Here is a 13,571-nt window from a genome sequence, read left to right on the forward strand (position 1 = left end):
GTTATAAAACGATTATTGTTGACGTTTGTTTGTTCAGTTTTCAAAGAGCAATTTAGTTAGTCACTTAAGAAGCGACTTTCCTAACATAACATCTATCAACATTTCCTGTCAATAGTTTTTTAAAATTTCTTTTCCGTCGTTTACTTCAACATTTCGTGTTGTTTCAGCGACGGATATAAATATAACATTATTTCAACATAATGGTCAATACTTTTTTTAAACTTTTTTAGTTTTTTTCTAAAACCTTATAATATCGATGATAAACACCTGGACTTTTCGTTGAAACATTGACTACTTCTATTAAATGTTTATCAATCAAATATTCTAAAAGCATCCCAAGATCTACTGCATAAATAAGTAATTCTTCTTTTTCTAATAGCTCATTAAATGTCCAAATTTCCTTCTCTTTTAATATATCTAGAATATGGCTTGTACTTGATCTCATTCTGGAATGAATCAAGAATTCACTTGCTAAGAATAATAACTCAAGCCTTTTTTCAATCGGCTCATCACTATTTACTAGCTCTACATATAATTTATAGATTTCTGGCTCTATTTGTTTTACTTGGCTCCAAACGGTTACCTCTGGATGGAATCCATTTTCAATCACAGCTAAACGTGCTAAGTGATGTAGGGAGTGAACAATATCATTATAAGCGTCAAGATAATGCTTATTTTCAAAGAAAGCTTTCCCGTCCATATATCGTTTAATAAGCTTAGCGAATTCTAACGCCATCTTTTGTTTTCGTTCGTTAACGGGAAATTCCTTTAACTCATTTTTGAGTTGATAAATATATTCGTTTCGATCGAAAACAACTCTTCCATTGTATATCCATTCAAATATTCTTTTATTATTCCCCAATAAAATCCAATTTCTTAATTGTTGTTCTGTGACAATATGCAATGCTGCTTTCTTTTCCGCATAAGTGTAGTGCTTTATAAAAACAGGTTGTTCTGCTTCTTTTACAATAATTAGCATCACCGTATCAAAAGTATCTGTCACGGTCATTTCATTTTGTTTTTTATCAATGATTAATACGCCCAATGTATTTGTCTGGCTAGCTCTTTCTTGATATATAGGACGAAGAATATCTTCCATCGTTATTCCTCCATCTCCATGAATAAATTTTATTCGTTTCGTATTATTTCGACATTTTCTATTAAAATCCTGCCCTATTTCCATGGCATACATGAAATCTTACTACAACTTCTAAAAAAATAGTATTACTTTTTTTCTTTATATTCCCCATCTATTATTTCCGTATAATGAAGAACTTTCTTTAGGAAAACAGAAAAAAGAGGTATCTTTTTAAGATTAACCTTCGCATGCATTTATACGAAAGCTAATCTTAAAAAGACAACCTCTTCTATTACTTACATTAGTGCGCTTCTTTTTTAGCACAATCAGGACAAGTACCGTAAATTTCTAGACGGTGGTGACTGATTTTAAATCCTGAAACATGGCTGGCAAATTGTTCGACCTCATCCAGTCCTGGATAATGGAAATCAACTATTTTGCCACACTCTTTACAGATAATATGATAATGGTGAGAAGTAATGAAATCAAACCGACTAGAAGAATCTCCATATGTCAGTTCCTTTACTAAATTTACTTCACGAAAAACTCTTAAATTATTATAAACAGTGGCTACACTCATATTTGGGAATTTACCTTCAAGTGCTTTATAAATTTCATCGGCAGTCGGATGTGACATTGAGCTTATTAAATATTCAAGTATCGCATGACGCTGCGGGGTAATGCGCACTCCTGTTTCTTTCAGCTTGTCAAGAGCTTCCTGTAACTCATTATGCTCGCTATGCTCATTATGTTCCACGGACATGCACCCCATTTCTAAAAGATATTCTTATTTTATAATGTTTATAAATAGTGTACTAATAATAGGTGGGTTTTGTCAATACAGTTACTGTAATAACGCCGTTTATAGATGAATAAACCGTTTAAAATAACAACGATAATGATTATTTAACAATACAAACTATTAGATAATAGCAGTTGCCTGATCGCTATTGATAATACACTTTCATTATATGCATGTCACGCACTACTTTTCACCAGAATTTTTATCCAATTCTCTTTTTATTCTAAAAAAAGACCAACGAACGCTTCGTTGGCCACCGACATATATATGAGGAGGTATATGCTCACTATACAATATGCTTATCGCTCCCTAATGAGTGGACAAAAGTCCCTAGCTTTAAAATTAGGCTTCGATTTTTTCTAATGCTTGTTTTATTTCGTCTACATGGCCAGCCACTTTCACTTTACGCCATTCCTTAACGAGCTTGCCTTCTTTATCAATCAAGAAGGTTGATCTTTCAATCCCCATATATTCTTTTCCAAAATTCTTTTTCCATTTCCATACATCGAAGCTTTCTGCAACTTCATGATTTTCGTCGGATAGTAATGGAAATGGCAACTCGTGCTTTTCGATAAACTTCTTGTGCCTTGAAATCGGATCAGGGCTAACGCCAAGTACCACTGTATGAAATCCTTTAAAATCTGCATGGTTATCGCGGAAGTCACAAGCTTCTGTTGTACATCCAGGTGTCATATCTTTTGGATAAAAGTATAAGACTACATTCTTTCCTCGAAAATCTGACAGTTTTATTTTTTCTCCATTATCTGCTTGTAGTTCAAAATCTGGTACTGTATCTCCCAATTGAATCGACATCTCGTATCCCGCCTTTCTTTTCCTATACCAAGCGTACCGAATTTACTTGGATGAAGCAAGAAAAGGAGTTTGCTAATGATTCAAATCTAGGACGGCTCTTGTGACAAAGGCAGCTGGAATCGTGTAGCCTATTAATGCCTCGATAAGAACAATCATTCTTCCGATTCCAATAGGCATTAAATCACCAAACCCTACAGAGAATAAGGTGACACCACTAAAATAGATGCTAGTGTGTAATGTATGAAAGAAATCATAGTTGAGAGAAGGAGTCTGTCCATCATTATATACAGGGATTCCATTCATTTGAAACAACGTATAGATTAAGCCAAAGCCAATCATAATGGTGATATAAACAAAAATTAAATACATAAAATTTTCAAAGGATACCCATTTTTCTTTTACGCGGTAAGGAACAAACAATGTTCTTAAGCTCATCGCAATAAAAAAAAGGATTAAAGCTAATAAGACATAAAACATCTCCTTACCCCCTTACTTTATTGCTGCACGTCCTTAAATACTCCATCATTAATATTTATGCTTGTCTAAGGTAATTATGCGTTTATCCAGTTACACCTACCTGAGAACGTATGAAAGTTGCCTGTTGTTTAAAAGCTGTTTCCCTTTATCTTCTTTCAAAAAGTGCTAAAATGAGGGAAGGTATTCTATACAGAATGTTACGATTTATAGGAGGTTTATATGTTACATACCAATTCAGAACGATTACATGAAGAAGCTTTAGAGATTATTGTCGGAGGTGTCAACAGTCCTTCTCGCTCTTACAAAGCCGTTGGTGGCGGATCACCGATAGTGATGGAAAAAGGGCAAGGTGCATACTTCTTTGATGTAGACGGAAATCAATATATCGATTATTTAGCTGCATATGGTCCTATTGTGACTGGACATGCTCACCCACATATCACAAAGGCAGTCACTCGTGCAGCAGAAACAGGACTACTATTCGGTACTCCAACACCCCATGAAGTAAAATTTGCGAAAATGCTTCAGGAAGCAATCCCTTCCATGGAAAAAATCCGTTTTATGAATTCTGGAACAGAAGCCGTGATGACAACGATTCGTGTTGCGCGTGCTTATACTGGCAGAAACAAAGTCATTAAATTTGCGGGCTGCTACCATGGTCACTCTGATCCAATGCTAGTTGCAGCTGGTTCTGGACCTTCTACACTTGGCACTCCAGACTCTGCGGGTGTTCCTGCGGTAATTGCAGCTGATGTCATTACTGTTCCTTTCAATGATTTAGATGCCTATAAAGATGCATTGGATAAATGGGGAGATCAAGTAGCAGCTGTTCTTGTGGAGCCAATCGTTGGAAACTTCGGTATCGTGGAACCTGTGGAAGGATTTTTACAAGGAATCAATGAGCTAACACATGAAGCTGGCGCACTTGTTATTTATGATGAGGTAATCACCGCTTTCCGCTTCACTTACGGTGGAGCACAGGATTTATTAGGCGTTTACCCTGACTTAACTGCCTTAGGAAAAGTAATTGGCGGCGGTCTACCAATTGGCGCTTATGGTGGTAAAAAAGAAATTATGGATCAAGTTGCACCAGTTGGACCAGCATACCAAGCAGGAACTCATGCCGGAAACCCAGCATCCATCCAAGCGGGCATTGCATGTCTCGAAGTATTAAAACAAGAAGGCGTATACGATTATCTAGATAAACTAGGCGCATTATTAGAAAAAGGTATTTTAGAAGCAGCTACTAAGTACAATGTTCCAATTACACTCAACCGTCTAAAAGGAGCACTTACTGTCTTCTTTACAACGGAAAAAGTATACAACTACAAGCAAGCAGAAAGCACAGATAGCGAAATGTTCGGCCGCTTCTTTAAACTATTAGTAGAACAAGGAATTATGCTAGCACCATCCAAATACGAAGCATGGTTCCTCACCATCGCACACACAGAAGAAGACATCGAAGCAACCCTACACGCTGTAGATCAAGCATTCGCTTCATTACAAGAAGAGTATAAATTTTAATTTGCAGTAAGGAAAAAGGTTCAGAGGAATTCTGGACCTTTTTTATTTTCACAAAAGGGATCTTCCTCTTATAAATTAAAAAGATTAGAAGCTTTTTCTAATTTCCAACCACAGATAAATGAAGCGAACGCCTGCAGCGAAAATCAGCACCCCATTAAAACGTTTCACACCTCGAATATCGTTTAAATCCATTTTAATTTTAACAACAATATGTCCATTTTTTTAAAATCCATCGAAAAAAGAAAAAATCCGGCATTAGTCTATTGAAGTTAGCATCTAATCACTGTATAGTACATTATTGTGTTTACTTTTCGTGTTTTCCGCAAAAAGTAAGGGGTATAAGAAAATATGTTATTACGTTAAAGAAAGGAACACTTATTTATGACATTAGGAGCGCGTATTCTGAAAACAGGAATCGCCATCGTTTTAGCTTTATTTCTAGCACAACTATTAAATGCACCAACTCCTGTTTTCGCAGGAATTTCTGCCATTTTCGCCATACAACCAACCGTCTATCGTTCTTATTTATCTATCATTGAACAAGTGCAAGGGAATATCATCGGCGCCATTATAGCAGTAATATTTGTATTAAGCTTTGGAAACAACGTCTTTATTATCGGACTTGCTGCCATTATTGTAATTACTATTAACTTAAAATTAGGCTTAGAAAAGACGATTACCTTATCTGTTGTTACATTAATTGCGATTATGGAATCACCTACAGATGATTTCATCACATTTGCGATTATTCGTTTCTCTACCGTAATGCTAGGGATTCTGTCTTCATCAATCGTCAATCTGATTTTTCTACCACCTAAGTATGAAAATAAATTGTACAACCAAATTTCCGATATGAGTGAGGAAATAACAAAATGGATTCGCTTGAACATTAGACATGCATCCGAGCACAGTCTTTTAAAAAATGATATTGATAAAATGTCCGACCGGTTAATGAAAATAGACCAGTTATATATACTGTACAAAGAAGAACGGAATTACTTCAAAAAAACAACCTTATTAAAAACGAGAAAGTTAGTGATTTATCGGCAAATGATTGCAACATTAAAAAAATCATTTCAAACATTGAAAAAGATTCATCGCTATGAAAATGAGTTATTGAGTTTACCTGAATATTTTCAAAATATTATTCAGCAACAGCTCGATTGTCTGATTCACCACCACGAACATGTGATGCTAAAATTTATTGGAAAGGTAAAGCCACATGTTATTTTTGAAGAAGGTAGCATTTCCCTTGACCGAAACATGCTATTCCAAGAATTGATGCAGTACTACAAGGAGACAGAGTCACTTGTCCACGAAAATGAAGAAGAACTAAAGCAATATCATATGATGCAAATCGTTTCAGCCATTATTGAGTATGATGAGAATGTGGAGCATCTTGATACATTGATTACCTCTATTCAGGTTCATCATAACCACGAAGCAGAGGTAACAATTGAAGAATAAAAAAACGATCCAGAGCGAAAATGCTTCTGGATCGTTTTTTCAATTCCCCAATTGCTGTATTTGAAATAGATCATGATAATGACCTTGTAATTTCATCAACTCATTATGTGTGCCATCTTCCATGATTTTTCCGTGTTCGATTAAAACAATTCGATCTGCATGGGTAATCGTAGAGAGTCGATGGGCAACAATCAAGGTTGTTCTATCTTTTGCCAGTTCTTCAAGGGATTCTTGAATTGATTGTTCACTTTCCAAGTCTAAAGCAGAGGTTGCCTCGTCCAAAATTAAGATAGGTGGATTTTTCAAGAAAACGCGGGCAATCGCTACTCTTTGTTTCTGTCCTCCACTTAATTTCACTCCTCTTTCTCCAACTTTCGTTTCATAACCTTCTGGCAGCTGCATAATAAAGTCATGGGCATTCGCAGCTTTTGCGGCGGCAATCACTTCCTCTTCCGTCGCATTTGGTCTCCCAATCATAATATTTTCTCTAATGGATTCACTAAAGAGAATATTTTCTTGAAGAACCATTCCAATATGATCCCTTAAGGAACGAGCTTGTAAATCTCTTATATCTTTTCCATCTAAGAGAATCCTTCCACCTGTCACATCATAGAATCTTGGTATAAGACTAATTAACGAAGATTTTCCGCCCCCACTCATTCCAACAAATGCGATAGTCTCCCCTGGCTTAATATGTAAGGAAACATTATCTAATACTTTCGGATCCTTTGTATCATAGGCAAAATCAACCGCTTCAAATGCAATGTCACCTTTTACATTTGCACAAGGAATGGCATTTGGCTTATCCTGAATATCATATTTTTCATCAATCAAATCAAATACTCGATCCATTGAGGCAATCGATTGGGTTAATGTTGTCGAAGAATTCACTAATCTTCTTAATGGATTATACAATCTTTCAATATAGGCAAAAAATGCAATCATCGCCCCTAAAGTTAGATCACCATTTAATACTTGATAGCCAGAATAGGCAATCACAAACAATGGAGAAATATCGGTAATCGTATTAACAACCGCAAATGCTTTAGCATTCCACTTCGTATGATTGACCGCTTTTTCTAAGAAGGCATTATTATATTTTTGAAAATGCTTTTGTTCATGATTTTCTGTAGCAAAGCTCTTAATAACAGAAATTCCTTGTACCCTTTCATGCAAAAAGCTTTGTACTCCTGCTAGCGCCTGTGATCTTTCTCTTGTCAGCGTCCGTAAATTTCCAAAGAAATAGCTCACGGAGAAAGCATAGAAAGGCAATAAAATGATGGAAACAAAGGTTAGCTTTATATTCATCGTGAACATGATAGCTATTGTAATCAATATTGTTACGGCATCTAACCATAAATTCATTAATCCTGTTAAAATAAAGTTTTTCGTTTGTTCGACATCATTTATTACACGGGAAATAACTTCCCCTGCCCGGGTATTAGAATAATATTTTAAACTTAATTTTTGAAGATGCATAAATAGCTGGTCTCTAATATCATATAGAATTTTATTAGAAGTCCATTGTGCGAAATATTGACGATAATACTCGATTGGTGGCCTTACTACGATAAAAATAATCGTCATGATGATCATAATCGTCCATAAATTGCTCATTTTAGTTGCCTGTGCTAAGTCTGGATTATTGATTATGTCATCGATTACGTACTTTAATAGCAATGGTATTAATAGCGGGATGGCAAATTTAACAATGCCGATGATAATGGTGCCAATGATTTGCCACCGATATGGCTTTACAAAAGCCATATATCTTTTAATACTGTCCACATATACTCCCCTCTCTATGTTGCCTTTTTTCTATTTCCTTTTTGGTAGTTTTGAAAACTTGTTTTGTGTTTGGCTTTGTTTACAGCTGTTAGGAAAACTTAGTGATTTCCTCTGTTACTTTTTCATTTTTCATGCTGGGATGGGCATGAAAATGTTGGCTTCAGTTACCTTTTGCTGTTTTTACCAGATGAATCGGGCACTGAGATGTTCTCTTACAGATTACCTTCCAAACTATCCCAACCACAATGCAAGCATTGATAATAAATCACACAATCTCTTCCATAACTAACTCTTTGATAACAATGAATCATTTTATCATTATTCGAAGCATATGCATAAGAAAAAAGCCTGCTGAATACCAACATGCTTTTTTCAGTCATCCATATTAACTTCTGTACGTTAAGTATCTTTCATACCACAAATCAACAAAATCTGGTGCAAAGGGACCTTTTCTTTGTCTTATCCATTGTATTAATTGATTTACTTGCGACTTTAAAATATGATCGATGACATCTGGATATTTCATTTCTTCACGGTGACGTTCATATTCATCCTCATCTAATAAATTGAATGTCATATCCGGGAAAATTTTGATGTCCAAATCATAATCAATATATTTAAGTGCCTCTCCATCGTATATAAATGGTGAGCTTAGGTTGCAATAATAATGAATGCCATCTTCTCTAAGCATGCCAATGACATTAAACCATTGTTGTGAATGAAAATAACAGATTGCAGGTTCACGCGTTACCCACGTTCTTCCATCTGATTCTGTAACAATTGTACGATCATTACCACCTATAATTAAGTTTTGCGTCCCTTTAAGTATCGTTGTTTCGTCCCAGATTCGATGGATGTGCCCATTATGCTTATAACTGTGAATTTGTATTGGTTCACCCTCGATAGGTACGCCCATTTTTATTTCTCCCCTACTTTCTATTTACGGACGCTTTGTAACCTGTTACATACTAAAAGCGATTCATTATTTCATTTAAGGCAACAAAGTACGATTCCTCTTTTTTCTTATTATAACGGTTATCTGGTAAATTTAAAACAAAAGAACCATTGAAATTACACAATGGTTTCAAATATTCCATATTTTTTTATGAACTCGATGATAGTTTTAGCTCATTTTCTTGATAGACTCGAATGACTTTTTCTGTTTGCAATTCAAAAATTTGTTGTATTTGCTTAAGTTCTACTTTCATTTTGCCAATTTCTATTTGCACTTCTTTTAATTCGGTTTCTTTTTGCAGCATTTGTAATTGTGCTTCAATTTCTTCGCACCGCTCTAATTCTCCTTGTAAATATAGTAGTTTTTCCATTATTCGCATTTGCTCTCCAACTAAACCGTTAAATACATCCATGAAAAAACACATCCTACTCTTTATTTTTAGGTTCGGTAATACTTTACTTATCATCTTTCTTTAACTATTTCTGCGTATGTATGATTATTCCTTTGACTACTTCTGTAGACAAAGAAGAAGTTTTGTCGAACTATTTTTATTGTAAGCCACCTTATATTAAAAAACTAAATAATAGCTATTTTCCATAAAAAGCAAAGGGCACTCTCCCGTAAGTGAAGTGCCCTTTGTTTGCATTATTTGCTTGAGTTTTTAGCTTTTTTTGCTTCTGCTTGTTGGTTATATTTTTTTACTTCTGCAGCGCTTGTTTCGCTAGCAAATTCAGTACCATACTGACCTTGACCAGCAGATTGAGCGTTTTGTTGTTTTACTTCTTGGATGTTAGTTCCTGATTGAGTTACACCAGATTTTTTAGCCATGAATATCACCTCCACGCCTATTAATTTGTCCCAGACATTTCGGTTCTATCCAAAGTTTTTCATTTCCAATAAAATCCAATTTTTTCTCTAAAGAGAAAAAAGAGAATCTTCCTCAGAAGGAAAATTCCCTTTTCTTACTTACACTAATAACGAAATACCACCATCCACAATAATCGTTTGCCCTCTTATCATACTAGCGTCATCGCTTACTAAAAACATAACTGCGTTCACTAGGTCTTCCATTTCCACCATTCTTCCCGCTGGCGTTTTATCTGCTGCCGCTTGAAGCAATTCTTCTCTATTTGGGAAATGTGTTAATGCTTCTGTATCAACAGCTCCACCAGAAACAGCATTAACCACAATATTTTTTGGAGCTAATTCTACTGCTAAATATCTAGTCAACGCTTCTACTGCCGCTTTACTTACCCCAACAGTCGTATAGTTTTCTAAATAGCGAATCGCTCCTAATGAACTGATGCTGACAATCTTGCCGCCTTTATCCATTAATTTCGCCGCTTCTTGCGCACAGAATAATAACGCTTTACTGTTAATATTCATTGTCCAATTCCAATGAGACTCTTCTAATTCCATAATTGGTCGTAACACACCAGATGCTGCGTTATTAACGAAAACATCCAAACGCCCGAATTCTTCTTTCACTTCTGCGAACATTGCTTTAATTTTATCAACATCCCCAACATTCGCTTTTACTAAAAGAACTTTTCTTCCTAATGCCGTTATTTCATCGGCTGTTTCTTGGGCAGCCTTTCTGCTTCTTGCATAGTTAATAACGATATCATAGCCCTCTTTTGCTAATCGAATCGCTGTTGCTTTTCCTATTCCTCTACTGCTTCCTGTAATTAATGCTACTTTGTTTGTCATTCTTTTAATTCCTTTCCCATCCATTTACTTTTCATTTTACCTCTATTAATGCATAGTTCGCAAACAACATTCGCACAATAGATATAGATATGCTTAAGGTAAAGGAAGGTATTGGATAATGTATGTTGGTAGAGATATGACTGAATTAGCAATGATCGCTAAAGGCGAATGGAAGGATAACGAGCTTGCCTACTTCCATCATTCCTTACAGCAAATGACTCCCTATTTAAATAGCGAAGGAGCAAGTATTCATCGTGAAATTATCGTGGAGATTGAAAATAGAGGCGGCTTAAAAAGAAACGAAGCAGATTATACACATGGAACAGAAGTGAACGATGATTAAAAAACAAGGGGACCAACTGTGGTCACCCCTCGTTAATTTGCTCTGATAAAAACTTCAGCATCTTTTGATGAGACACTGGGAATGGGAATGGCTCTATCTCTTCGGAATTCACTTTTCGTAGATCTTCCCTTTCCTCTTTCAAATCAATCAATTTTCCACTATAGACATTGATATTCCAAATCAAATGGGAAAAGACATGTTCAATTCTTGTAATCATTTCGCCAACTTCTACTGTTGCTTGAAAGTCTTCCAAAAGCCTTTCCTCTAGCTGCGCTTTCTCGCTTTTTAACACTTGAACGATTTCCATATTAGGAAATTCCCATAGATTTGCAAGCAATCCTGTGCTAGGTCGCTTATGAATCAATGTTCTTCCATCTTCATCTGTCAAAACGACAGCAGCAAGCTGGATTGACTTTTGCTTCTTGCTTTTCGTCTTAACCGGCAGTTCCGTTACTGTTCCTTCATCAAATGCATGACAATGCTCTCTAACAGGACAAAGCAAACAAGACGGCGAAGTAGGTGTACAAATTAAGGCACCTAGCTCCATTAAGGCTTGATTAAAATAGGATGGATTCTCATGTGAAATCAGGACGCGCACGGCTTCTTCAAAAGTTTTTCTCGTTTTCGGCTTGGCAATATCTTCCCAAATCGAAAGAATTCTAGATAAGACCCTCATAACATTTCCATCAACAGCAGGTTCTGGAACACCATAGGCAATACTTAAAATCGCTCCCGCCGTATACGGGCCTACTCCCTTTAAGCCAGAAATTTCTTTTGGCGAATCTGGCACTTTGCCCTCATACTTTTCATGGACTTCCTTTACAGCGGCATGAAGGTTTCGTGCTCTTGAGTAATAGCCTAACCCTTCCCAAGCCTTTAATACCTTCTCTTCTTCCGCAACTGACAATGCTTCAATTGTTGGAAACTGAGAAATAAATCGGTTAAAATAGGGAATAACCGTATCAACCTTAGTCTGCTGAAGCATTATTTCAGACACCCATACTTTATAAGGATCCTTATCCTTTCTCCATGGAAGATCTCTTTGTTCCTCGGTAAACCATTTTAATAAATCTTCTCTAAATTGCTCTACATTCACTTGGTTCTTTATCATTTCTTGCCTTTCTGTCACCATAAACCTCCATATGTTAATTATTAATTTTTTTGGGAATAACAATGTATAGACTTCTTTTTATTCTATTGGACATAACATGCATCATAGGATGAAATGGGATAGAATGAAAGTATGAAAAATCTTACTAACAAGTGATATCCTAGCCAAAAGATTTGATGTTATTAAAGTAAGTATAAATAAGTAAATTTGTCTCATTTTAAATAAGAGAACTATTTTTTTATAAAAATTATGCGATTGTCCGATGTATATTATCGATTTTTATTATTTAATAACATTATCCGCATTTTTTGTCCTATGCTTTTCTTTAGCTGTTTGTAGTGTATCTTTTGTTAAGAAAAAAGAAAAGCATATTTTAATTGTAATTATGGTGTTTTCATCCAAATAATGCTGGAGAAAAATCAGGGAGGTTTGGTATTTTGGATACAGGAACACATATCGTCATGGGGATTGCACTTGGTGGGTTAGCTACGTTAGACCCGGTTGTTGCTTCAAGTCCTGTAACAGCTACAAGTGTTATGATCGCCACAATAGTGGGCTCTCAAATACCAGATATCGATACGGTTTTAAAATTAAGAAACAATGCCGTTTATATACGTAATCATCGTGGAGTCACACACTCAATACCTGCAGTAATTTTATGGCCATTGCTCATCACCGCGGTCATTTATCCGATTTTCTTAGAAGCAAATTTATTGCATTTATGGCTTTGGTCCTTTTTAGCGGTTTTTCTGCATGTTTTTGTAGATATTTTTAACGCTTACGGTACACAGGCCCTGCGCCCCTTTACAAATAAATGGGTTGCGTTGGGAATTATTAACACATTTGATCCAATCATTTTTTCTATGCATATTATTGCTATTTTATGTTGGATATTTGGCTCCAATCCTGGATATACTTTTTTAACGCTCTTCATCGTTCTAATCGGTTATTATCTGCTGCGAATTTTCACACAGCGGCAGGTAAAAATAAATGTGAAAAAGAAGATTCCTAACGCAACTGAAGTCATTTTATCACCAACGATGAGATTTAATCACTGGCGTATTGCTGTAATGACTGATGACTCCTTCTATGTCGGTCGATCGCATCAGCATGAAATTGAAATTTACGATAAATTCCATCGCATTCCAATTCCAAATACACCAGTTCTCGCAGCAGCACAAAAAGATAAGAACCTATCTGCATTCTTATCCTTTTCTCCTGTTTTTCGCTGGGAAGTCTTGGAGCTCGATGACCAATACCAAGTCCGTTTCATTGATTTGCGCTATCGAAGCAATGGACATTATCCATTTGTCGCTGTCGTTCATCTAGATTTAAATTTAAATATTATTACCTCGTACACAGGCTGGATCTTTAGTGAAGATAAACTTAAAAAGAAACTCGATATACTAACAAATTAGTATAAGACAGGTCGACTCAAACGTCGACCTGTCTATTATTTAAGATTGAGTCAAGTTTTTGTGGGAGTTTTTTTTAGCTCCCTTT

14 protein-coding genes are annotated in these 13,571 nt (G+C 35.8%); 4 read left to right on the forward strand and 10 right to left on the reverse strand.

Annotated features, from left to right (window positions below; genetic code table 11):
* Window positions 1–226: 226 nt before the first annotated feature.
* The 4 genes from ADJ83_RS16010 to ADJ83_RS16025 all read right to left on the reverse strand — a co-directional run bounded on the left by ADJ83_RS16010 (window position 227) and on the right by ADJ83_RS16025 (window position 3,170).
* A complete protein-coding gene (locus ADJ83_RS16010) occupies window positions 227–1,099 on the reverse strand; it encodes a nucleotidyltransferase-like protein (protein ID WP_031539772.1) in 873 nt (290 codons plus the stop codon).
* Between the two features lie 280 nt (window positions 1,100–1,379).
* Window positions 1,380–1,835 carry a peroxide-responsive transcriptional repressor PerR gene (perR, locus tag ADJ83_RS16015; protein ID WP_269320393.1) on the reverse strand — a complete coding sequence of 152 codons (456 nt, stop codon included), beginning with the start codon at window positions 1,833–1,835 and terminating at the stop codon, window positions 1,380–1,382.
* 387 nt (window positions 1,836–2,222) lie between these two features.
* On the reverse strand, window positions 2,223–2,693 hold the full coding sequence (gene bcp / locus ADJ83_RS16020; protein WP_031539768.1) for a thioredoxin-dependent thiol peroxidase: 471 nt from the start codon (window positions 2,691–2,693) through the stop codon (window positions 2,223–2,225).
* 72 nt (window positions 2,694–2,765) lie between these two features.
* A complete protein-coding gene (locus tag ADJ83_RS16025) occupies window positions 2,766–3,170 on the reverse strand; it encodes an ion channel (protein ID WP_031539766.1) in 405 nt (134 codons plus the stop codon).
* A 219-nt stretch (window positions 3,171–3,389) separates the two neighbouring features.
* On the opposite strand from ADJ83_RS16025, the gene ADJ83_RS16030 reads away from it, so the two are divergent.
* Together ADJ83_RS16030 and ADJ83_RS16035 are read left to right on the forward strand one after the other, a co-directional pair.
* Window positions 3,390–4,694: a glutamate-1-semialdehyde 2,1-aminomutase gene (locus tag ADJ83_RS16030; protein WP_031539763.1), complete on the forward strand. Its 1,305-nt coding sequence runs from the start codon at window positions 3,390–3,392 to the stop codon at window positions 4,692–4,694.
* 381 nt (window positions 4,695–5,075) lie between these two features.
* Window positions 5,076–6,161 carry an FUSC family protein gene (locus tag ADJ83_RS16035; protein WP_031539762.1) on the forward strand — a complete coding sequence of 362 codons (1,086 nt, stop codon included), beginning with the start codon at window positions 5,076–5,078 and terminating at the stop codon, window positions 6,159–6,161.
* A gap of 39 nt (window positions 6,162–6,200) precedes the next feature.
* On the opposite strand, the gene ADJ83_RS16040 is transcribed toward ADJ83_RS16035, so the two are convergent.
* The 5 genes from ADJ83_RS16040 to fabL form a co-directional block, all read right to left on the reverse strand.
* Entirely contained in the window at window positions 6,201–7,949 is a 1,749-nt protein-coding gene (locus ADJ83_RS16040) for an ABC transporter ATP-binding protein (RefSeq protein WP_031539759.1), read from the reverse strand.
* Window positions 7,950–8,334: 385 nt separating this feature from the next.
* Window positions 8,335–8,865: a nucleoside tri-diphosphate phosphatase gene (locus ADJ83_RS16045; RefSeq protein WP_031539758.1), complete on the reverse strand. Its 531-nt coding sequence runs from the start codon at window positions 8,863–8,865 to the stop codon at window positions 8,335–8,337.
* A 187-nt stretch (window positions 8,866–9,052) separates the two neighbouring features.
* Window positions 9,053–9,316: a YgaB family protein gene (locus ADJ83_RS16050; protein WP_031539757.1), complete on the reverse strand. Its 264-nt coding sequence runs from the start codon at window positions 9,314–9,316 to the stop codon at window positions 9,053–9,055.
* A 233-nt stretch (window positions 9,317–9,549) separates the two neighbouring features.
* Window positions 9,550–9,732: a gamma-type small acid-soluble spore protein gene (locus ADJ83_RS16055; protein WP_031539755.1), complete on the reverse strand. Its 183-nt coding sequence runs from the start codon at window positions 9,730–9,732 to the stop codon at window positions 9,550–9,552.
* Window positions 9,733–9,870: 138 nt separating this feature from the next.
* Entirely contained in the window at window positions 9,871–10,614 is a 744-nt protein-coding gene (fabL, locus tag ADJ83_RS16060; protein WP_031539753.1) for an enoyl-[acyl-carrier-protein] reductase FabL, read from the reverse strand.
* A gap of 118 nt (window positions 10,615–10,732) precedes the next feature.
* Here fabL and ADJ83_RS16065 point away from each other — a divergent pair, with 118 nt between their 5' ends.
* Window positions 10,733–10,957: a hypothetical protein gene (locus ADJ83_RS16065; RefSeq protein ID WP_031539751.1), complete on the forward strand. Its 225-nt coding sequence runs from the start codon at window positions 10,733–10,735 to the stop codon at window positions 10,955–10,957.
* Window positions 10,958–10,979: 22 nt separating this feature from the next.
* Here the strand turns inward: ADJ83_RS16065 and mutY are convergent, their stop codons facing one another.
* Window positions 10,980–12,089, reverse strand: coding sequence for an A/G-specific adenine glycosylase (mutY, locus tag ADJ83_RS16070; RefSeq protein WP_031539750.1), 1,110 nt, complete (start codon window positions 12,087–12,089; stop codon window positions 10,980–10,982).
* 416 nt (window positions 12,090–12,505) lie between these two features.
* Here mutY and ADJ83_RS16075 point away from each other — a divergent pair, with 416 nt between their 5' ends.
* Window positions 12,506–13,486, forward strand: a complete 981-nt coding sequence (locus ADJ83_RS16075) for a metal-dependent hydrolase (RefSeq protein WP_031539746.1) — start codon at window positions 12,506–12,508, stop codon at window positions 13,484–13,486.
* The last annotated feature ends 85 nt before the right edge of the window (window positions 13,487–13,571 follow it).

This window comes from Bacillus sp. 522_BSPC, assembly GCF_001076885.1.
Classification (GTDB): Bacteria; Bacillota; Bacilli; order Bacillales; family Cytobacillaceae; genus Niallia; species Niallia hominis.

Excerpts from the sequence above, each read along its gene's own strand:
- ADJ83_RS16010 (WP_031539772.1), bottom strand. The coding sequence starts at position 1,099 with ATGGAAGATATTCTTCGTCCTATATATCAAGAAAGAGCTAGCCAGACA.
- bcp (WP_031539768.1), bottom strand. The coding sequence starts at position 2,693 with ATGTCGATTCAATTGGGAGATACAGTACCAGATTTTGAACTACAAGCA.
- ADJ83_RS16025 (WP_031539766.1), bottom strand. The coding sequence starts at position 3,170 with ATGTTTTATGTCTTATTAGCTTTAATCCTTTTTTTTATTGCGATGAGC.
- ADJ83_RS16030 (WP_031539763.1), top strand. The coding sequence starts at position 3,390 with ATGTTACATACCAATTCAGAACGATTACATGAAGAAGCTTTAGAGATT.
- ADJ83_RS16035 (WP_031539762.1), top strand. The coding sequence starts at position 5,076 with ATGACATTAGGAGCGCGTATTCTGAAAACAGGAATCGCCATCGTTTTA.
- ADJ83_RS16045 (WP_031539758.1), bottom strand. The coding sequence starts at position 8,865 with ATGGGCGTACCTATCGAGGGTGAACCAATACAAATTCACAGTTATAAG.
- ADJ83_RS16050 (WP_031539757.1), bottom strand. The coding sequence starts at position 9,316 with ATGGATGTATTTAACGGTTTAGTTGGAGAGCAAATGCGAATAATGGAA.
- ADJ83_RS16055 (WP_031539755.1), bottom strand. The coding sequence starts at position 9,732 with ATGGCTAAAAAATCTGGTGTAACTCAATCAGGAACTAACATCCAAGAA.
- fabL (WP_031539753.1), bottom strand. The coding sequence starts at position 10,614 with ATGACAAACAAAGTAGCATTAATTACAGGAAGCAGTAGAGGAATAGGA.
- ADJ83_RS16065 (WP_031539751.1), top strand. The coding sequence starts at position 10,733 with ATGTATGTTGGTAGAGATATGACTGAATTAGCAATGATCGCTAAAGGC.
- mutY (WP_031539750.1), bottom strand. The coding sequence starts at position 12,089 with ATGGTGACAGAAAGGCAAGAAATGATAAAGAACCAAGTGAATGTAGAG.